This window comes from Pectobacterium sp. A5351 (assembly GCF_028335745.1).
Classification (GTDB): Bacteria; Pseudomonadota; Gammaproteobacteria; order Enterobacterales; family Enterobacteriaceae; genus Pectobacterium.
This window is the reverse complement of sequence record NZ_CP116477.1, coordinates 3,677,831-3,698,276: the sequence shown is the minus strand read 5'-3', so window position 1 is coordinate 3,698,276 and position 20,446 is coordinate 3,677,831. Positions and strand designations below refer to the sequence as shown.

Here is a 20,446-nt window from a genome sequence, read left to right as displayed (position 1 = left end):
ATGTTATAAATTAAAGAAAAACGGATTGAAAATACCATTATCAAACACTGCATCAACCCGAAAAAACAGTCGGGTAATTGTTGAGAAGGCAATACAAATAACGTTTCACAATAAAGCAAACCTCTTAATAGAACAGAATAAATTCAGCTAAACTTTCACCGACTTATCCTGACTGAACGCTATGGTTGCAATAGTTTATAGCTCCAATTACCTTCCAATCTCGAATATAATTCTCGCAGATGCAATCGGTTTTCACGAAATGTCAAAAACTCAATCGACAAAGGCGTCACCCGTATCCCACCCCATCGCTCGGGTTTATTTACAAGATATCCTTTCGTTTCAGCCTGTGTCTGGCGAAATCTTTCCAGCATTTCAGCCTCAGAGGCTAATTGGCTTAGCCAATTTGAACGCCGCTTGTGGCGGCCCTTCAGGCTGAGGCTCAGAGATGAGACGAGTATTGCCAACGCACAAGCAGCTTGAAGTATGACGGGTATATATGGGTACTGACTCAGTGCAAGCACAGACAGATCTTTTCTGACAATGTAGTCACACACATGTAGTGATGTTATGGACGCCCCTTCCTAAAGTAACCAGTGTCATATACTACAAACCTCGAAGAACTGGGCTTACCCCTATTGAAAGACCAATCAGGGTGATTTGCGAGACGCGCGTTCGTTATGGATAAAACGACGTCTGGGACATGGATTTTGTTCACAACCAACTCGGCAGCGGCAAGAAACTGCGTATCTGACCGACCATCGTGGATACGCCTCCCGCTACTGCTTCGCAACCGATTCACACTTCACCTACCACGTCAAGGATGTGGTGCAGACGCTGGAAGGTCCAGTCGGCGCGAAGCTGCGATTTCTGCCAACCCAAAGGACGGACAGAGAACACTTGTTTTACAAGGTTTCTGACTTGGCGCGTTGATTCGCCAGAGCGCGATAAAATCTTCCCAGCGCTAGCGGGGATAAACCAAATGAGCAGTGAGGTGGCGTTTTCAATCGATAGTATTCTGCCTCATTGAGGCAGCGTTCATATTTGCGTCATCTGGCATCGATAGTATCAGGATGCATAACGTTCTGTACCCGCCACGTTGGCGTGTAATGGAACACGATGCACGATGTTTGATAGACAGGAGACAGTAAGCATGACGAATAGAAACAGCAATCTGAATACTGACCGACTGAGCGATCCACGCCGCCGTGAATTACCATCAGGCAACGTAGACGCTGTGGGGCTGGCTGGATTTCTTGGCGGCGGTATCTGGTCGATTCCCGCTGAGGAGCTAGCCGTTCCGCCAGCCAAAAACGTTCAGCCTGGGACGGCCTTCCCCTTTCTCTGACAGTAGTGCGGTTGCGATAGTCTGAAGACATTCGCGCATCCGATCAGGACGCGCTATCGCCAGAGAGTTCGGCAGTTGATGAAAGCGACGGTTGCGTGAAATAGCGCTTATCATCCCAACGCAGCATAGTCAGTTCCCCTCCCCAACAGCACCCGGTATCCAGCGCGTAAATATTTTCCGGTGTGCCTTTCCCTTCCAGCGATGCCCAGTGACCGAAGGCAATAGCATATTCCCCGGTAATCTGACTTGGCAGATCAAACCACGGTTTTAGCAGAGAAGGAGCCTGACTCGGCGGCTCTTTACAGAGCATATCCAGTTGCCCGCCAGAGAAACAGTAGCGCATACGGGTAAAGACATTGGTGCTAAAGCGTAGTCGAGCCAGACCGCTAAGCTCCGGGCTCCAGTGGTTTGGCATATCGCCATACATGGCATCAAGGAAAAGCGGATAGCTGTCGCTGCTCAGGATCGCTTCGACCTCGCGTGCGCACATGAGCGCTGTCGGCAGATCCCACTGTGGTGTGATGCCCGCGTGCGCCATGACCAGCTTCAGATCGTCATCAACCTGTAGGATCGGCTGGCGGCGTAGCCAGTTGATGAGCTCGTCTGCGTCCGGTGCGGTGAGGAGATCGCTGATACGATCTTTCGGCTTGTTGCGGCTGATGCCAGCATAAACGGCCAACAGGTGCAGGTCGTGGTTGCCGAGCACCATGCGGACGGAAGAACCGAGAGAGCGAACGAAGCGCAGAACTTGAAGTGAATCTGGCCCGCGTGCGACTAAATCACCGGTTAACCACAGTGTATCTTGCTCAGGATTAAAGGAAACTTGCGCCAATAGCGCTTTGAGTTCAACTAAACAGCCATGAACATCGCCAACTAAGTAGGTAGACATAATTAATGTATCAGTGAAGGGATAGCCAGACGGAAAACGGGGATGGAAACCTGAAATGCTTTACCCTGATGGTCGGTCATATGGTAGTGGCCCTCCATCGTGCCGAGGGGCGTTTCGATGACGGCACCGCTGGTATATTGGAATTCGCTACCAGGGTGGATAATCGGCTGTTCGCCGACCACGCCTTCACCCTGAACTTCAGTCTGTCGGCCGTTACCGTTGGTGATCAGCCAATAACGTCCTAAAAGCTGGACTTCATGACGCCCCAGATTGCGAACCGTAATCGTGTAAGCAAACACGAAACGTTCTTCATCAGGCTCCGATTGTGATTCCACGTAGAAGCTCTGAACCTGTACACAAACACGGGGCGCATTAATCATGATGAACTCCAGTTATTCCTGTTTTGCAGGATGCTCGCTTAACCAGTTTGCCAATCGGCAATACTGCTCAACGGTTACATTCTCTGCGCGGCTGGTGGCATCGATCCCCAGCTCGGTGAGCACGTCTGGGGTAAACAGATTGCCGAGACTGTTACGCAGTGTCTTACGGCGCTGGTTAAATGCTTCCGTCGTGATGCGGCTCAGTACGCGAATGTCGCTGACCGGGTAAGGGATCTCGGCATGAGGGACGAGTCTCACAACAGCGGAATCAACTTTAGGTGCGGGCTTGAACGCCTCCGGCGGCACTTCAAGCACCGGAATCACCTGACAATAATACTGTGCCATGACGCTCAGACGTCCGAAAGCTTTGCTGTTCGGCCCTGCGACCAAACGGTTAACCACTTCTTTCTGCAACATAAAGTGCATGTCGCGGATAGATTGAGTATAGCTGAACAGGTGGAACATCAGCGGTGTGGAAATATTATACGGCAGGTTGCCAAAAACGCGCAGCGGTTGTCCAGCTTGCTCAGCGAGCGCGGCGAAATCGATGGTCATGGCATCTTGCTGAATAATGGTCAGCTTATCTTTCAGCGTCGGATGTGTTTCCAACCGCGCGGCCAGATCCCTGTCCAGTTCAATCACGGTAAAACGATCCATTCGTTCGCCGACAGGCGCGGTCAGTGCGCCGAGGCCGGGGCCGATCTCTACGACGGCTTGACCCGGCTGAGGATGAATAGCCGAAACGATGCTATCGATCACGAAGTGATCGTTTAAAAAGTTTTGCCCAAAACGTTTACGGGCGAAGTGACCTTGGTGTACGCGATTATTCATTACTGTGTTTTATCATTTTAATGGCAAGATTTAATGCCGTGATGAAGCTGCCGGGGTCGGCACTGCCCGTTGAGGCCAGCTCAAGCGCTGTACCGTGGTCAACGGATGTGCGGATAAAAGGTAACCCCAGCGTGATATTAACGGCGCGCCCGAAGCCCTGATATTTCAGAACCGGGAGCCCTTGATCGTGGTACATCGCCAAAACGGCGTCAGCGTGTTGCAGATATTTGGGCTGGAAAAGCGTGTCGGCAGGCAGCGGCCCAACCAACGTGATGCCCTGCTGACGTAGTTCGTCCAGCGCAGGGTTAATCACATCCAGCTCTTCACGGCCCATATGGCCGCCTTCACCGGCATGAGGATTCAGCCCGCAGACGTAGATGTGCGGTTGAACGATGCCGAATTTTGTCTGCAAATCATGGTGCAAAATCGTGATGACTTCGTGCAGGCTCTGACGGGTAATGGCCGCAGAGACGGCGGCAAGCGGCAGATGCGTGGTCGCTAAAGCAACACGCAGTTCCTCCGTCGCCAGCATCATGACGACGCGGTCACAGTGGCTGCGATCGGCGAAAAATTCAGTGTGTCCACTGAACGGGACGCCAGCATCGTTGATAATACCTTTATGTACCGGGCCGGTAATCAGCGCGGCAAATTCACCGTTCAGGCAGCCGTCGCAAGCTCGCGCCAAGGTCTCAACGACATAAGCGCTGTTAGCGACATTCAATTGACCTGGAATGACGGTTGCCGGTGCGGCGATTGGCAGAATGGTGAGACTACCTGCCTGCTGTGGCTGTGCGGGTTGGCCGGGTTGATAGTCACGTAGCGTCAGTGGCATAGACAATTGCAGTGCGCGACTGAGTAACAGCTCAGGATCCGCACAGATCACCAGCTCCACAGGCCAGGCCTGCTGAGCCAGAGCAATCACCAGATCGGGGCCAATCCCGGCGGGTTCGCCGGGGGTGATCACAACGCGTGGCGTATTGCTCTCAGTCTGCATGAGTTTCAATCTGCATGAGTTTCAATCAGCATTAGTTAGTGGCACCATTAATCACTTTGACATAGGCCGCTGCACGTTGTTCCTGCATCCAGGTTTGCGCTTCTTCGGCGAATTTACGATTAAAGATCATACGGTACGCCTGCTCTTTTTGTGCCGCGTCGGTTTTATCCACCTGACGGGTATCCAGCAATTGAATCAGATGCCAGCCAAAAGAGGAGTGAACAGGCTGACTGATTTCGCCTTTCTTCAGTTTCAACAACGCATCGCGGAAGGCCGGATCGTACATATCTGGAGAAGCCCAGCCAAGGTCGCCGCCCTGATTCGCTGAACCGGGATCCTGAGAGAGCAGTTTGGCTTGCGAGGCGAAATTGGTGCTGCCGTTTTTGATCTGCTGTGCCACTTCGGTCAGCTTGGCTTGTGCCTGACTGTCCGTCATAACGACGGAAGGTTTGATCAGAATGTGGCGAGCATGGGTTTCGGTTACCGATACGCTTTTGTTACCACCGCGAATATCGTTCACTTTCAGAATGTGGAAACCTACGCCAGAGCGGATTGGGCCGACGATTTGGCCTTTTTGCGCCTGAGTTAAGCGCTCGGCAAACAGCGTGGGGATCTCTTGCAGTTTACCCCAGCCCATCTGGCCGCCTTTCAGTGCCTGAGAGTCAGCCGAATAGGTGATGGCCAACTTACCAAAATCCGCGCCTTCATTGATTTGTTTCACCAGAGAGGTTGCCAGATTTTCCGCCTCATCAACCTGCTGCTGAGTAGGGTTTTCCGGCAGGGGGATCAAAATGTGGCTCAGGTTCAGCTCATCATTTTCACCGGTCTGGTTGGCGATCTGCTTAGCCAGCGTATCGACTTCCTGTGGCAGTACAGTCACGCGACGACGGACTTCGTTGTTACGGACTTCCGAGATCAGCATCTCTTTGCGAATCTGGTTACGGTAGGTGTTGTAGTTCAGACCTTCGTAGGCCAACTGGCTTTTTAGCTGGTCCAGAGACATACGGTTCTGAGCGGCAATATTGGCAATTGCCTGATTCAACTGCTCATCGGTCACCTGAATCCCCATCTTCTGCGCCATTTGCAGGATGATGTTATCCATGATTAAACGGTCGGTAATCTGATGGCGCAACGTGGCGTCATCAGGCAACTGTTGCCCGGCCTGCTGGGCGTTCAGTTTTACCGACTGCAAAAGACTGTTTACATCACTTTCCAACACGACGCTGTTGTCGACCACTGCTGCGACTTTATCAACCACCTGTGGTGCTGCGAACGCGGTAGAGGCACTCAGTGCCAATCCGAGAATAAGCGTTCTCCAGTTCTTCATACCTTTCCCATTATTTCATCCGCAAGGCGGGTTAAAAGTTCCAATATTTCAGTAATGTAGTCTGTTTTCCACACCCTTATCGGCTCAGCACTCCGTATGACATCAGAATGCGCGCTGGTAAGGCAGAATACCTGAGCGCAGCATTTTTTCAGAACCCAGACTGTAATTACTGCTTAAACCACGTAATTCGATATTAAACGACACTTTGTTGTCGTATTCGCTGCTGCGGCTGACGCTGTTCCAGTCGGTAATTTTACGTTCATAACCGACGCTCACGGCCCAACAGCAGGTATTGTACTGTAAGCCAATAAGCTGGTTCGCCGGCTGATTGGCCTTGGTGTCGTAATAATAAGCACCCACCACGGCCCAACGCTCGACAATCGGCCAGCTCGCGGTGATACCAACCTGCGAAATACCCTGCTGGAAACCAGGATTCGTGACATTAGGAATCATGTCTCGAATATATTCAGGGCTGGCGTAACGATAATTTAATTGCACCAGACGTTCCGCATCACGACGGTATTCTAACACGGCGTCGCCCAGTGCGATTTCGTTCAGGCGATTGTCATACTGTAGACCCCCGCGAACACCCCATCTGTCATCGATTTTCAGGAAGGAGTCACCGGCCCATACCTGGCTACCATTGTTATCGCTTTTATCGAGCGCAGTATTGCGATCCCCTGTGCGTGGGCGATCGAAGTAATAGATTTGACCAATAGAAGCGTTAAAACGTTCAACCAATGCGTCATCATAAATACGTGTAGTGACACCAGTCACGAGTTGATTCGCCGATGCAATACGATCCAGACCACTGTAACTGCGATCGCGGAACAGGCCGGAATAGTCGGTCTGCATCAGCGTAGAATCATAGGTATGAATACTGCTCTGGTCGCGATAAGGCACATAGAGGTATTGCGCACGAGGCTCCAACGTCTGAGTATAAGCCTGCGACCAGTCCATTTCGCGCTCAAAGACCATCTTGCCATCGACTTTATATTGCGGCATTACGCGATTCACTGAATCTTTTAGTGCATTTTTTGAATCTTGTATCTCTTGAGAGCTACTTGGTGTCGCACGGTAACGATCGAGATTATCTTGTTGATAATGTGTCGCCAAGAGCTTGGCTTCAGTATTTAGGCTTGCCCAGCGATTTGCCAACGGGAGATTCAGGGTGGGTTCAACGTGCAGACGCGTCGCTTCCGGCCGATTGTCGTTGACGTTGGTAAATTTTACCGCCTGACCATAAAGATGCATATCAACCGGGCCGATATCATTCTGGTAGTAATTGATATCGAGCTGCGGCGCGGCACGATAGACATCGCGGCTGGTTGCGTTGGAAAAGACCTGGAACTGTTTGGTGGACACGGTGGCGTTCCAGTTTTGGTTCGCGTAACCCGCACTGAATTTTTGGGTGACGTAGCCATCCGTGGTTGAACCGTAATTCGAGTCCAGATCGGTGAAGTAGCGGTCGTCGCTGACTTTGGTGTAGTCCGCGTTAAAACGCCATACCTGATCCATCACGCCGCTATGACCCCAGTGGAACAACCAACGGGTATCGTTATCGTCTTGCGGTGAGATTTTGGCGTATTCACGGTCGCCAGGCAGCCAGTCGAACTGAACAACGCCAAGGCCCGGCGTGGTCAGGTAGCGGAATTCGTTCTGCCACTGCATACCGCGTTTGGTTTGCAGGTGTGGTGTGATCGTGGCGTCGAAATTAGGCGCGATGTTCCAATAATAGGGTGTCAGCAGCTCAAAGCCATTGCTGCTACCATATTTCGCATTAGGGACCAGGAAGCCAGAGCGTCGTTTGTCGCCGATAGGAAGCTGCAAATACGGGCTATAGAACACAGGTACGCCAGCAATCTTGAAACGCGCGTTCCAGATTTCAGCAACCTGCTCTTCTCTGTCTTGAATCACTTCCGAACCGACGACACTCCAGCTATTATCTCCCGGCAGACAGGAAGTGAAGGAGCCGTTTTCCAGAATGGTGTAGCGATTGCTGTCACGCATTTTCATTTTGTCAGCGGAGCCACGCCCTTGACGCCCCACCATCTGATAGTCGCCTTCATAGACGTCGGTATCTTTGGTGTTCAGGTTGGCCCAGGCTTTAGGGCCTTTCAGGATAACCTGATTGTCGTCGTAGTGGACATTTCCTGTCGCGGTAATCGTCCGCGTGGGGGGGCTACCCTGCGTTGCCGGATCCAACTGATTCAGTTCCACCTGCTCGGCAGTCATGACGCTGTTGCCCTGCTGGATGTTAACATTACCGGTGAATTTGGCACTGTCTGGATAGTTGGCTGCGGTTTTATCGGCCTGAATGTTGACCGGCAACTGATTGGGATCGCCAGTGACCAGCGGTCTGTTGTACGTAGGTACACCCAGCATGCACTGTTCAGCGAGATCGGCCAGCGCATGCTGGCTGTAAAGCGCCGACCAAACCAGAGTGGCCAGCAGAGTTGGGAAGCTTTTTTTCATACGCAGTATCAGGTGTTCCGTCATCAGGGGCATCATGCCGGCAAACGGTCAGAGACTATATCACTCGTTAGCGTTGCGCCAGTGTTAAATCCCCACCGCCTATACGCACCGCCGTTAGGTGCAAAGATAAATGACAGGTATGATAAAGCAATTTTTGGCTGACGGCATGAGGATTTGAGGAGTATATGCGGTATTGGGGAAAGTTGCTGGGGTTAGCGTTGGGAATCGTCTCAAGCGCTGGCATCTGGGGAGTGATCATGGGTTTGCTGATGGGGCATTGGATTGACAAAGCCCGGGCATCGCGTCGCCGTGATTATTTTTCGGCCCAGTCTACCCGTCAGTCTTTGTTCTTTCTCACGACCTTTCAGGCCATGGGGCACCTGACCAAATCCAAAGGGCGGGTGACGGAAGCCGATATCAAGATCGCGACCAAAATGATGGATCGCCTTGAGCTGTTTGGTGAAGCCAGAACCGCAGCTCAACAGGCTTTCCGCGAAGGAAAGGCCGGCCATTTCCCGCTGCGCATAAAATTACGCAAGCTGCGTGATGCCTGTCTGGGACGCTTTGATTTAATTAAGATGTTTCTGGAAATTCAGCTTCAGGTCGCGTTTGTTGATGGCATTTTGCACCCGAATGAGCGACGTGTGTTATACGTGATAGCCGATGAGTTGGGCGTGACGCGTGAGCAGTTTGAGTTCTTCCTGCGCAATATGGAAAGCCCCTCGGGGCAACAGTCTCGACAGAATCAATCACGACAGAACGGAAAATCACATCAGCGTCGTAATAATGGCTATTCCAACGGTCACTCTTATGGCGGTCAACGTCCGGCGTCACCGCCGCGTGGGCCAACGGTCGAAAGCGCCTGTCGTACGCTGGGCGTGCGGAGCAGCGATGATGCCGCGACGATTAAGCGCGCCTACCGTAAACTTATGAGCGAGCATCATCCTGATAAGTTGGTCGCCAGGAAACTTTCGCCGAGGATGATGGAGATGGCCAAGCGTAAAGCGCAGGATATTCAGGCAGCCTATGAACTGTTGAAAAGCGCGAATCAGACAAAATAATCCGCACCTTCCCCCCTTCTTTTTACTTCCCCGTTTTACCGCTCTACCAAATTCGATTTGCAAATACCGTCGGCGCGTTTGCCTCAGAAATCCGCTTCGCAACGAAAGTGCATCGGGGTATTAAAAGCCGGGTGCGTGATAGCCAGTTCTTGTGCGTGCAGTAACAGGCGGGGCGCCATCGCTTTAGTATCAGGATGTGCATAAAAGCCATCGCCGAGGATAGGGTGGCCTAGCGCGAGCAGATGGACGCGCAGTTGGTGGGATCGGCCGGTAATCGGCATCAGCTTGACGCGTGTTGTACCGTCAGCGTCACGCGAAAGTACCTGATACACCGTCTGTGCTGATTTTCCTGTTTCAAAGCAGACTTTCTGTTTTGGGCGGTTCGGCCAATCGCAGATCAGAGGAAGATCGATGACGCCTTCATCCTGCGCCATATGCCCCCAGACGCGGGCAAGATAGGATTTTTTCGGTTCGCGCTCGCGAAACTGGCGCTTTAATTCGCGCTCGGCGGCTTTCGTGAGGGCGACGGCAATCACGCCGCTGGTCGCCATGTCCAGACGATGAACGGATTCGGCTGTGGGATAGTTAGCCTGAATGCGGCTCATCACGCTGTCTTTGTGTTCTGGCGCACGGCCGGGAACCGACAGCAGACCGCTGGGTTTATTCACCACCATGATGTGCTGATCCTGGTAAAGAATGTGCAACCAGGGATCGGTAGGCGGATTATAGGGTTCCATCGGAGCACCTTCAGACAACATATAATGTGTGATATTAGGGAGAACACGGGGATGAGGTTCCCGCAGGGAGACCTCGCCCCGTGGTATGCCCGTGTATCTCGATTTTGCAAACAACGTGTCTTTATAACAGCGGTATGAGGTTTATGCCTATACCGCTGTCAGAAACGTTTACTGATGTGTCACCACCACCAGACGAATCGCATCCAGACGCCAGTTGGCTTCGTGCAGATTGCTCAGCACCTGCTCACGCTGGTTTTCCAGTGCAGTCAACTCATCTTCACGAATGTTAGGGTTGACGGCTTTCAGCGCTTCCAGACGCTCCAGCTCGCGGCGCAATTGCAGGTCAGCCTGCTCCTGCGCGTCGGTAATGAGCTGGCGTGCCTGCGCTTCAACTAATGCTTCCGCCTGCTGTAGCATGGCGTGGACGTCTGCTTGTACCGCATTCACCAGCTTGCTGGACGTATGACGGTTTACCGCGTTGAGCTGGCGGTTGAAGCTCTCAAACTCAACCTGTGCGGCCAGATTGGTTCCTTTACGATCCATGAGCAGGCGAACCGGCGTTGGTGGCAGGAAGCGGGTCAGTTGCAGGTGTTTCGGTGCTTGTGCTTCGACAACGTAAACCAGCTCCGCCAGCAGCGTGCCGACCGGCAGGGCTTTATTTTTCAGCAGCGACACCGCACAGCTTCCGGTATCGCCGGACAGCACCAGATCGAGCCCGTTACGGATGAGCGGGTGCTCCCAACTGATAAACTGCGCATCCTCGCGGGAAAGTGCCTGATCGCGATCGAAAGTGATCGTGCAGCCGTCCTGCGGCAGGCCTGGGAAATCCGGCACCAGCATATGATCGGATGGCGTCAGGACGATCAGATTATCGCTGCGATCTTCCTGATTGATGCCAACAATATCAAACAGGTTCAGCGCGAATGTCACCAGATTGACGTCATTATCCTGCTCGGCGATGGCCTGCGCCAACAGTTGAGCCTGTTCGCCACCGTTAGAATGCATTTCCAGCAGACGATCGCGGCCTTGTTCAAGCTGCTGTTTCAGGCTGTCGTGCTGTTGTCGGCAGGTGTGAATAAATTCATCCAGCCCTTGCTGTTCATCGACGGTCGTCATGCGCTCGATCAACTGCGTATGGTGGGCATCATAGATGGTGCGGCCTGTCGGGCAGGTGTGCTCAAACGCATCCAGCCCTTCGTGATACCAGCGAACCAGCATGGCCTGCGCAGTATTTTCCAGATACGGCACCATAATCTGAATTTCTTTAGCCTGCCCGATACGGTCCAGACGACCAATACGCTGTTCCAGCAGATCGGGGTTGAACGGCAGATCGAACATCACTAAATGGCTGGCGAACTGGAAGTTACGACCTTCGGAACCGATCTCTGAACAGATCAGCACCTGTGCACCTTCTTCTTCAGAAGCAAAATAGGCGGCGGCGCGGTCACGCTCCAGAATCGATAGCCCTTCATGGAAGACGGCGGCGCGGATCGCTTCACGCGTGCGCAGCACTTGCTCCAGCTGTAGCGCGGTGGCTGCCTGCGCACAGATCACCAGCACTTTTTCATCTCGGTTGGCGGTCAGGTAGTTCAGTAACCATTCCACGCGCGGATCGAAGTTCCACCAGGTGGCATCGTCCCCTTCGAGCTGCTGATAAATTTGTTCCGGGTACAGCATGTCGCGGGCGCGGACTTCCAGCGCTTTATTCGCGTTCATAATGCCGGACACTTTAATCGCCGTTTGGTACTGCGACGGCAGCGGCAGGCGGATTTGATGCAGGATACGCTGCGGGAAGCCTTTAACCCCCTGACGCGTGTTACGGAACAACACGCGGCTGGTGCCGTGGCGATCCATCAGCATGGCGATCAGTTCCTGACGCGCCTTCTGATTATCATCGCTGTCGCTGTTAATGGCTTTCAGCAGCGGCTCGATGTCCTGTTCACCCAGCAAATCGCTCAGCGCGTTCAGTTCAGCCGTTTGGGCTTTTTCGCCCGCTAACAGCAGCGTGACGGCATCGGCAACCGGGCGGTACTGCTGCTGCTCGGCAAGGAATTCCTGATAGTCGTGGAAGCGGTTGGGATCGAGCAGGCGTAAACGCGCAAAGTGGCTCTGCTGACCAAGTTGTTCCGGCGTTGCGGTTAACAGCAGAACGGCCGGCGTGGCGCGTGCCAGCGCTTCAACGGCCTGATATTCCGGGCTGGGGTTTTCTTCGCTCCAGACCAGATGGTGAGCTTCATCCACCACCAGCAGATCCCAGTCTGCGTTGACGAGTTGTGCAAAACGCTGGGCGCTGCGCTGTACAAAACCCAATGAACAAATCACCAACTGTTCGGTTTCAAACGGGTTGCTGCTGTCGAGTTTGGCTTCGGCATAGCGCTCGTCGTCAAACAACGAGAACAGCAGGTTAAAGCGGCGCAGCATTTCGACCAGCCACTGATGTTGCAGGGTTTCCGGTACGATAATCAGCACGCGACTGGCACGGCCCGCCAGCAACTGCTGGTGGATGATCATTCCGGCTTCAATGGTTTTCCCCAGACCGACTTCGTCCGCCAGCAAAACGCGTGGCGCATGACGTTGGCCGACTTCGTAAGCGATATGAAGCTGATGCGGGATGAGGCTGGCACGCATGCCGCGTAACCCGCCCTGTTGCTGTAGCGCCTGCTCGTTTTGATGCTTGCGGGCGCGGTAGCGCAGGGCAAAGCGATCCATACGATCGATCTGTCCGGCGAACAGACGATCTTGCGGTTTATTGAACGTCAGTTTGCTGTCCAGAAAGACTTCACGCAGTTCTGCTGGCGTTTCATCATCCAGACGTTGGCCGCAATACACCAGTAACCCTTTTTCTTCTCGCACGTCATCAACTTTGAGCTGCCAGCCTTCATGGCTGGTGACGGTATCGCCGGGGTTGAACATCACACGGGTGATGGGGGCGTCGCTGCGGGAATAAAGTCGGTTTTCACCGCTGGCAGGAAAAAGCAGCGTTATCATACGCGTATCGACGGCAACAACCGTTCCCAGTCCAAGTTCGCTTTCCGTATCGCTGATCCAGCGCTGACCAAGTGTAAAAGGCATAAATTCTTAGCTCGATTTCGTCTGTGTCGGGGGAATGTCTGATTACATTACCGGGTGCCGATAATGCTGCTGATGCAAATTCAGAAAGGGCGTTATGGTAATGGATGACGGTGCGTTCGTCACCCCTCAAACTTGCTGTACCGCGAATTAACCCCTTTCATTTAAAGACAGAAATACGCGTCATTTAAAACAGGCCCATCTGGCCTGTTACCAGTGTAGCAAAATCATCATGCAGGAAAGGCAGAATGGCGTCCGCGACCGGCTGGAGCTGACGTTCTACATAATGCTGATAATCCAGCGGCGAATGGCGGGTTTCCAGCGGCTCGGGGCCATTCACGGTCATCACATAGCTGATCCAGCCGCCGTTTTGGTATTGCAGCGGCCGCCCTTGCTGGCGGTTATAGTCATCGGCGATTTTTGCGGCTCTGGCGTGGGGCGGCACGTTGCGCTGGTAGTCATCCAGTCGGCGGCGTAGCCGTTTGCGATAGATCAGCAACTCGTCGAACTCCCCGTTCAGAGTGCGATCGACATAATTACGCAGCCACGCCTGGTACGGCTGTTGTTGAAAAATCAGCAGATAGAGCTGCTGTTGAAACTGTTGCGCTAGCGGTGTCCAGTCGGTGCGCACGGTTTCCAGCCCTTTGAATACCATTTTTTCGCCTTGTGGCGTGTCGATGAGTCCGGCGTAGCGCTTCTTGCTGCCTTGTTCGGCACCGCGAATGGTGGGCATCAGGAAGCGGCGAAAATGCGTCTCAAACTCCAGTTCCAGCGCGCTGGTCAACTGCTGGGTGTCGTGCAAGTGCTGTGTCCACCACTGGTTAACGTGCTGTACCAGCGCGTTGCCAATCGCTGTCGCTTCTTCTTCGCGATGCGCGTGTTTCAGCCAGACGAACGTGGAGTCGGTATCGCCATAAATCACTTGATAGCCTTGTTCTTCGATCAGTTCGCGCGTTTTGCGCATGATTTCATGGCCGCGTAGGGTGATGGAGGAGGCGAGACGCGGATCGAAGAAGCGGCAGCCTGTGGCACCGAGTACGCCGTAAAAGGCATTCATGATAATTTTTAGCGCCTGCGACAGCGGCTTATTATTGGTGCGCTTCGCGGCTTCACGCCCTTGCCATATTTGCTCGACAATCGCGGGCAGGCAGTGCTGCTCGCGGGAGAACCACGCACCGCGAAAGCCGGGGACGGCGTGCTGCGCGTCTGGATTTTGTGTTCCCACCGCCAGCCCGACCGGATCGATCAGGAATGTGCGGATAATCGAAGGATAAAGGCTCTTATAATCCAGCACGAGTACCGAATCATACAAACCGGGACGCGAATCCATCACAAATCCGCCGGGGCTGGCTTCAAGCGCGACATCGCCCAGATTGGGGGCCACGTAACCCATGCGGTGCATGCGCGGTAAATAAAGGTGGGAAAAGGCGGCAACGGAACCGCCGCTGCGGTCTGCTGCCAGTCCGGTGACGCTGGCGCGCTCCAGCAAGAACGGCAGCAGTTCGGTTTTGTCGAAAATACGCGTGACCAGTTCGCAGTCTTGCAGGTTATAGCGCGCCAGTGCGGGTTTATCTTCGGCAAAACGTCGATCAATCTCATCCATCCGCTGATAGGGTGTGTCGATGGCTTTACCTTCCCCCAGCAGGGACTGTGCAACAAATTCCAGACTAAACGACGCAAAATTCCACGTCGCGGATTTGAGCGCTTCAATGCCGTCAATAATCAGGCGACCGGTGGCGCTGGCAAAAAAGTGCCCTTGCTTAAAGCCGTGTTCCCGCCATTCCAGCGCCTGCCCATTACGCCCCAGCTTGAGCGGAATAGTGTAGCGCTCGGCATGTTTCTGTAAGACGCGCAGGTCAAACTGCACCAGATTCCAGCCGATGATGGCATCGGGATCGTGCTGCTGCATCCAGACATTCAGCTTTTCCAGCAATTGCGGGCGGCTGGCGACGTACTCCAGCGTAAAATCCTCCTGCTCGGCAGGCGTGCCGTTCGGCGGGCCGAGCATGTAAACCTGACGCTGCCCGCAGCCTTCCAGCCCGATGCAGTAAAGCTCGCCGTGGCGGTTGGTTTCGATATCCAGCGACACCAGCCTGAGCGTCGGGCGGTAATCGGGATGAGGTTTCATTCGAACATCCGTCAGCAGGCCGTCTGACGTGGGCGTACCGCTAAACCACACCGGTGCCGTGATAAAGCGTTCCATCAGAAAGCGTTCCGTCGGGCGAATATCAGCTTCGTAGATTTGCACGCCGCCTTCACGCAGCAATTTCTCTAGCCGCAGCAACTGCCGGTATTGTGGGCAATACAGCCCCAATAGCGGCTGATGGTGGAAATCCTGCATGGCGAGCGGTTTTAACTGCCAGCGTTTTTCCTGCTGTAAGAGCGTTCTTGCGCGGGCTTCCTGCTGGGCGGGAATAAAAGCAATGGCTTCTTGTACCGGCAGCCGTGCGAGCAGCGGGCCCTCATCGGTGGCCAGCCAGAATTCAACCTGTGTGCCAGCTGGTGTGTCATTCCAGTGGCGGGTCAGCAGAAACCCCTGACGAACCTGAGTCACTAAGCGGCCTTTTATAGCGAGCGGGATAAGAAAGGATAGTAGGAGTCAGTATGGTTATTTATACAGGTGATGTCCAGCGTCCTGCGACATCACCGATATACCGATATAAAGAGGAATTGGTGTTAACTCTCGTTGCCGGAGGCAGACACCACGCGGTTGCGGCCTTCCTGCTTGGCTTGATACAGCGCTTCATCCGCCAGTTTGAAGGTACGCTCAATCGACATGTTGTTGACGCCCGGTTCCCACAGGGCAACGCCCAATGAGATGGTGATATTGCCCACGACAGGAATGGTCGATTCCTCCACGCGCTGCCGTAGCCGTTCAGCAATGCTGAGGGAGACGTCGAGATGCGTTTCCGGCAGCAGGATAAGGAACTCTTCACCGCCGCTGCGGCAGAGAATATCGGTATCACGTGAGCTGGTGCGGATCAGCTCTGCGATATAGCGAATGACATTATCGCCGACATCATGACCGTAGGTGTCGTTAATACGTTTGAAGCGATCGATATCCAGTGCAATGACCGCGAAACTTTTTTGCCCTATCTGCCAGTAGCGCAGAACACTTTCCAGCCCACGGCGATTGAGCAGTTCGGTCATTGGGTCTGAGTGTGCCTCCGAACGTAACTTACCAATTTTGCGCTGAAGTAAATCGATACCCAGCAGCATGGCCTGTTTAAGCTGCGAGGCCTCGAAATACCAGGAGTGAATATTTCTGATGTCGTCGGAGACATCCATCGCATCCATCTTATTGGCGCTGCGCGCCAGCAGCCACAGTGGTTGGGCGATAAGCCGGGCAAACAGCCAGACAAGTAAGAGGGTCAGAATCGCCAGCGGTAATGTATTTATTAGTACATTAAGCATCAACATATCCAAGGGCTTGAGCGTCACGCTAGTAGGCCGTAGTACAACAATTTCCCACTTGCTGGTTGGCACGGTAGCGAAGCCCGCCAGCATCGGCTTGCTTTCACGGTTCACGATTTGTTCACTACCGCTGGTTGCTTCCTTGTTGCTGACCGTCATGGTGTTGTTAGCGATTTCTCCAACCCGCTTGATATCCTGATGGTACAGCACTTTTTTATTTTCATCGGAGACCGAGATATAAGAGCCGTCACGGTAGTAGTGTTGATCCAACAACGTATTAAGAATACTGGTTTTTTTTAGATAAATAGAGCCACCGACAAACCCTTTGTAGCGCCCGTCGCGGGTGAAAATGGGAACAGAAATCATCACAATGAAATTATTGGCCGCAGACATAAAAGGCTGGCTGATGAGCGGCTGTTTTTCACTCAGGGCTTCCTGCGCACCGGGAGACGTTAACTTTTTCCCCATCAGTTGAAAGGTATCAGGAGAGGTAGCAAGCACAGTACCGTTTATATCGGCAATCACTACAGAATTGAAATTGGTGGTTTGAAGACGTAACCGATCGGCTTCTTCTCGCAGGCTTTTTGAGTCGTCCATCCGTGTCGAAATGATGCTAGCGCTGTACGCCAATTGCTGCAGGGACTCTTTGAAAAATGAGTCAGTCATGGCTGCAAGCTTGGTAGCGTAGACGCGGTTGGCTTCAAGTGTGTTATCAATCAGCAACTCTCGTTGGACGCGGTAGGTGGCATAAAAACTGTTTGCCAGCGTCACCAATGCGCTCGCTACTGCCAGAAGTAGGATAAGACGTCGTAATCCGAAATGGTTGAATCGTTTAAAAAACTTGAATTGTTTAAAAAACATAGTGGCAGTGCGGCACAGTGGCAAAAAATGACCGCTATCATAAGTGTTGGCGTCCTTAGGTGCAAAAGAATTGACCAGCAATCAGGAGTTGACGGCTTCTGCTATGATCCAGACAATCCTTGTTTTTATAAAATACGGGTAGGTTTATGGAAGCGTGGCTGGATCATCTGGTTACCCAATCGTTAGCGTATTCACTGATCGCCGTCATGCTGGTTGCCTTTCTGGAATCTCTGGCTCTGGTGGGGTTGTTGTTGCCGGGAACGGTGATGATGGCAACGCTGGGCACGCTGATCGGCAGCGGACAAATGGGGCTTTACCCGGCGTGGGCGGCCGGCATCATCGGTTGCCTGTTAGGTGACTGGATTTCCTATTTTATCGGCATGCGTTTTAAGGCACCGCTGCATAACTGGTCTTTCCTGAAAAAGTATCAGGCGTTGCTGAGTAAAACCGAATATGCCCTGTATCAGCATCCGATGCCGACAATATTGATCGGGCGTTTTGTTGGCCCGACGCGTCCCCTTATTCCGATGGTGGCGGGGATGCTGGGGCTACCGCCTTATAAATTTGCCGTGCCGAATATCATTGGCTGCCTGCTGTGGCCGCCGGCCTATTTCTTACCCGGTATTCTGGCTGGCGTGGCGATTGATATTCCCGCAGGGACGAACAGCACGGGGTTTAAGTGGTTGTTATTATTCACGGCTGTCGTGGTGTGGGTCGCTGGCTGGCTAAACTGGCGCTGGTGGCACAGCGATAAGCGTAAACACCGTGACTGGTTTAGCAGAAAGATGCCGCTCAGAGGCCTGCGTTGGGTGGCCCCAGGTGTGTCCGTGGCGGCAGTAGCATTGTTGATCGTGTTGATTCAACATCCGTTGATGCCGGTTTATCGTCATCTGCTGTGGCAGGTATTAAACGGGTAAGCGTAGGCTGGCCGGGAAAGACCCGGCCAAATTATATAGTGGTAAAATGCGTAGTGGTAAAAATTCGTAGTAGTAAAATTAATCGCGGTAACATTCACTAGCGATAAAATTCGGCGACCTGCTCGAAAATACGCATTTCTTCACCGTGGCGACGAACCTGAAGGACGTCCTCCAGCTTTTCCACCTGACTGATCATCTGCTGTAGTCGTTGGTCATCTTTAACCAATAGCCAGATGCGACTTTCTTCGCCGCTTGCCAGCGGCATACACAGAATGCCTTCCACGTTAAATGCCCGACGGGCAAACAGACCGCAAACGTGTGACATGACGCCGGGGTGGTTGCGCACAGAGAGCTCTAGCGTGACCTGATTTGACGTTACTGGTGTTAACGACATTGCTTGTGTGAGCGACGTTGGTTGAGTGGACATAGTCATTAATCTCCGATCATATCGATGTTTGCTGCGCCCGGTGGCACCATCGGGAAAACTTTCTCACTGGCGTCAATGCGTACGTGGATCAACGCTGGCCCCGGTTGATTCAGTATCTCCTGCAACGCGGTCTGTGGATTGGCGGCTGCGTTCAGATCGCAGGTCGCAAAGCCAAAACCTGCGGCAATCGCGAGGAAATTTGCACTGTAGCGGTAATCGGCAGCGAAAATGCGCTGCTGAAAAAACAGATCCTGCTGCTGATGAACCAGACCGAGTGACTGGTTGTTCATCAGAACGATTTTGACGTTAAGCCCTTCTTCTGCCGCGGTTGCCATTTCCTGAATATTCATCATCAGGCTGCCATCACCCGAGAAGCACACCACGGTGCGCTCGGGTTCAGCCAACGCTGCGCCAACTGCCGCAGGCAAGCCAAAGCCCATCGTCCCAAGCCCGCCGGATGTCAGCCACTGACGTGGACGGCGCAGCGGATAAGATTGAGCGACCCACATTTGGTGCTGGCCGACATCGGTTGCGATGATGGCATCATTCGTCAGCGCCTGCGCCGTGGCCTGCACCAGTCCATAATGGCTTAAGGGATCGTCAGCATTCGGCATGTTGAACGGAAATTCCTCTTGCAGTTCGCGAACGGTCGTACGCCACACGTCACGCTGCTGCGGTGTAATGTGTGGCAGCAAGCAATCCAACGCCTCCGCGACATCCGCGTTGATCGCCACATGCGCCTGGCGGATCTTGCCCAATTCTGCGGGATCGATATCGATGTGGATGATATTGGCATTCGGGCAAAACTGTTCTGCTTTGCCAATCGCGCGATCGTCAAAACGTGCACCCAGCACAATTAACAAATCTGCCTGCTGTAAGATCAGATTGGTTGATCGCGCGGCGTGCATCCCGAGCATCCCGAGCGACAGTGGGTGATCGACGGCCATCGCGCCCAGCGCCATCAGCGTCATGGTGGTTGGCAGGCTCGAACGTTCCGCCAGTTGTACTGCTTGTTCGTGTGCGGCACCGCTAACAATCCCGCCGCCCAGATAGAGAATCGGGCGCTGAGCGGCGTTAATCATCGTTGCTGCTCGCTCGATTTCCTGCTGTGCAATGGCGGGAGGCCTATCGAGAGGGAAAATGTCTGGCAGCGTATTCAGCTCAATGGTTGCAGTCTGGATGTCTTTTGGAATGTCGATCCACACCGGGCCGGGCCGACCTGACTGCGCAATGCGAAAGGCTTCCGGGATCACGCGTGGCAGATCGTTGATGTCGCGAACGAGATAGTTATGTTTGGTGACGGGAATAGAGATGCCGTAGGTATCGACTTCCTGAAACGCATCGGTGCCGATCATGCCAGAAGGTACCTGGCCGGTAATACACACCAGCGGGATTGAATCCAGTTTGGCATCGGCAATCGCGGTGAGCAGGTTGGTTGCGCCCGGCCCACTGGAGGCCATGCAAACGGCGGCCCGCCCACTGGCACGCGCCATACCTTGCGCCATAAACCCAGCGCCTTGCTCATGGCGAGCCAGGACGTGGCGGATTGTCTTACTTTGTCCCAGAGCATCATATAACGGCAGCGCCGCGCCGCCGGGAATACCCGCTACGGTGGTGATGCCCTGCTGTTCGAGCAGCCGAACAATTAACTGAGCGCCTGTATAACGCATGCTTACATCCTTCATCAGGGCCGGTGCAGTGTCTGAGCGGGGAGGGTAG

Annotated in this window: 16 protein-coding genes and 1 pseudogene; 4 read left to right on the top strand and 13 right to left on the bottom strand. The window is 53.5% G+C overall.

What is annotated here, in order from left to right; all coding sequences use genetic code 11:
- Positions 1-179: 179 nt before the first annotated feature.
- On the bottom strand, positions 180-371 hold the full coding sequence (locus tag O1Q74_RS20405; protein ID WP_442953147.1) for a pyridoxine 5'-phosphate oxidase C-terminal domain-containing protein: 192 nt from the start codon (positions 369-371) through the stop codon (positions 180-182).
- A 314-nt stretch (positions 372-685) separates the two neighbouring features.
- Between O1Q74_RS20405 and O1Q74_RS16990 the strand changes: the two are divergent.
- Together O1Q74_RS16990 and O1Q74_RS16985 are read left to right on the top strand one after the other, a co-directional pair.
- Positions 686-840: pseudogene (locus O1Q74_RS16990) on the top strand (IS3 family transposase); the annotation flags it as partial.
- 310 nt (positions 841-1,150) lie between these two features.
- Positions 1,151-1,345, top strand: a complete 195-nt coding sequence (locus O1Q74_RS16985; RefSeq protein ID WP_271874764.1) for a hypothetical protein — start codon at positions 1,151-1,153, stop codon at positions 1,343-1,345.
- A gap of 43 nt (positions 1,346-1,388) precedes the next feature.
- On the opposite strand, the gene apaH is transcribed toward O1Q74_RS16985, so the two are convergent.
- The 6 genes from apaH to lptD form a co-directional block, all read right to left on the bottom strand.
- The gene (gene apaH / locus O1Q74_RS16980; RefSeq protein ID WP_271874763.1) at positions 1,389-2,234 is read right to left on the bottom strand and encodes a bis(5'-nucleosyl)-tetraphosphatase (symmetrical) ApaH; all 846 of its coding nucleotides are present in this window, start codon (positions 2,232-2,234) and stop codon (positions 1,389-1,391) included.
- Between the two features lie 2 nt (positions 2,235-2,236).
- Entirely contained in the window at positions 2,237-2,614 is a 378-nt protein-coding gene (gene apaG, locus O1Q74_RS16975) for a Co2+/Mg2+ efflux protein ApaG (RefSeq protein ID WP_015841767.1), read from the bottom strand.
- Positions 2,615-2,626: 12 nt separating this feature from the next.
- Positions 2,627-3,445 (bottom strand): 16S rRNA (adenine(1518)-N(6)/adenine(1519)-N(6))-dimethyltransferase RsmA, encoded by an 819-nt coding sequence (gene rsmA / locus O1Q74_RS16970; RefSeq protein ID WP_271874762.1) that lies wholly within the window; start codon positions 3,443-3,445, stop codon positions 2,627-2,629.
- Positions 3,438-4,439, bottom strand: coding sequence for a 4-hydroxythreonine-4-phosphate dehydrogenase PdxA (gene pdxA / locus O1Q74_RS16965; RefSeq protein WP_271874761.1), 1,002 nt, complete (start codon positions 4,437-4,439; stop codon positions 3,438-3,440). The genes rsmA and pdxA overlap by 8 nt, the downstream gene beginning before the upstream one ends.
- 31 nt (positions 4,440-4,470) lie before the next feature.
- Positions 4,471-5,766: a peptidylprolyl isomerase SurA gene (gene surA, locus O1Q74_RS16960; RefSeq protein ID WP_271874760.1), complete on the bottom strand. Its 1,296-nt coding sequence runs from the start codon at positions 5,764-5,766 to the stop codon at positions 4,471-4,473.
- Positions 5,767-5,868: 102 nt separating this feature from the next.
- Positions 5,869-8,277, bottom strand: coding sequence for an LPS assembly protein LptD (lptD, locus tag O1Q74_RS16955; protein ID WP_271874759.1), 2,409 nt, complete (start codon positions 8,275-8,277; stop codon positions 5,869-5,871).
- A 149-nt stretch (positions 8,278-8,426) separates the two neighbouring features.
- On the opposite strand from lptD, the gene djlA reads away from it, so the two are divergent.
- Positions 8,427-9,302: a co-chaperone DjlA gene (gene djlA, locus O1Q74_RS16950; RefSeq protein ID WP_271874758.1), complete on the top strand. Its 876-nt coding sequence runs from the start codon at positions 8,427-8,429 to the stop codon at positions 9,300-9,302.
- 83 nt (positions 9,303-9,385) lie between these two features.
- Here the strand turns inward: djlA and rluA are convergent, their stop codons facing one another.
- The 4 genes from rluA to O1Q74_RS16930 form a co-directional block, all read right to left on the bottom strand.
- Positions 9,386-10,039 carry a bifunctional tRNA pseudouridine(32) synthase/23S rRNA pseudouridine(746) synthase RluA gene (rluA, locus tag O1Q74_RS16945; RefSeq protein WP_271874757.1) on the bottom strand — a complete coding sequence of 218 codons (654 nt, stop codon included), beginning with the start codon at positions 10,037-10,039 and terminating at the stop codon, positions 9,386-9,388.
- Positions 10,040-10,207: 168 nt separating this feature from the next.
- Positions 10,208-13,111 carry an RNA polymerase-associated protein RapA gene (rapA, locus tag O1Q74_RS16940; protein WP_271874756.1) on the bottom strand — a complete coding sequence of 968 codons (2,904 nt, stop codon included), beginning with the start codon at positions 13,109-13,111 and terminating at the stop codon, positions 10,208-10,210.
- A 184-nt stretch (positions 13,112-13,295) separates the two neighbouring features.
- Entirely contained in the window at positions 13,296-15,662 is a 2,367-nt protein-coding gene (locus tag O1Q74_RS16935) for a DNA polymerase II (RefSeq protein WP_271874755.1), read from the bottom strand.
- Between the two features lie 122 nt (positions 15,663-15,784).
- Positions 15,785-17,383, bottom strand: a complete 1,599-nt coding sequence (locus O1Q74_RS16930) for a sensor domain-containing diguanylate cyclase (RefSeq protein WP_271874754.1) — start codon at positions 17,381-17,383, stop codon at positions 15,785-15,787.
- 146 nt (positions 17,384-17,529) lie between these two features.
- Here O1Q74_RS16930 and O1Q74_RS16925 point away from each other — a divergent pair, with 146 nt between their 5' ends.
- A complete protein-coding gene (locus O1Q74_RS16925) occupies positions 17,530-18,300 on the top strand; it encodes a DedA family protein (RefSeq protein WP_271874753.1) in 771 nt (256 codons plus the stop codon).
- A gap of 97 nt (positions 18,301-18,397) precedes the next feature.
- On the opposite strand, the gene ilvN is transcribed toward O1Q74_RS16925, so the two are convergent.
- Positions 18,398-18,727, bottom strand: coding sequence for an acetolactate synthase small subunit (gene ilvN, locus O1Q74_RS16920; RefSeq protein ID WP_271874752.1), 330 nt, complete (start codon positions 18,725-18,727; stop codon positions 18,398-18,400).
- Between the two features lie 5 nt (positions 18,728-18,732).
- Positions 18,733-20,397, bottom strand: a complete 1,665-nt coding sequence (gene ilvB / locus O1Q74_RS16915; RefSeq protein ID WP_271874751.1) for an acetolactate synthase large subunit — start codon at positions 20,395-20,397, stop codon at positions 18,733-18,735.
- Positions 20,398-20,446 lie beyond the last annotated feature (49 nt).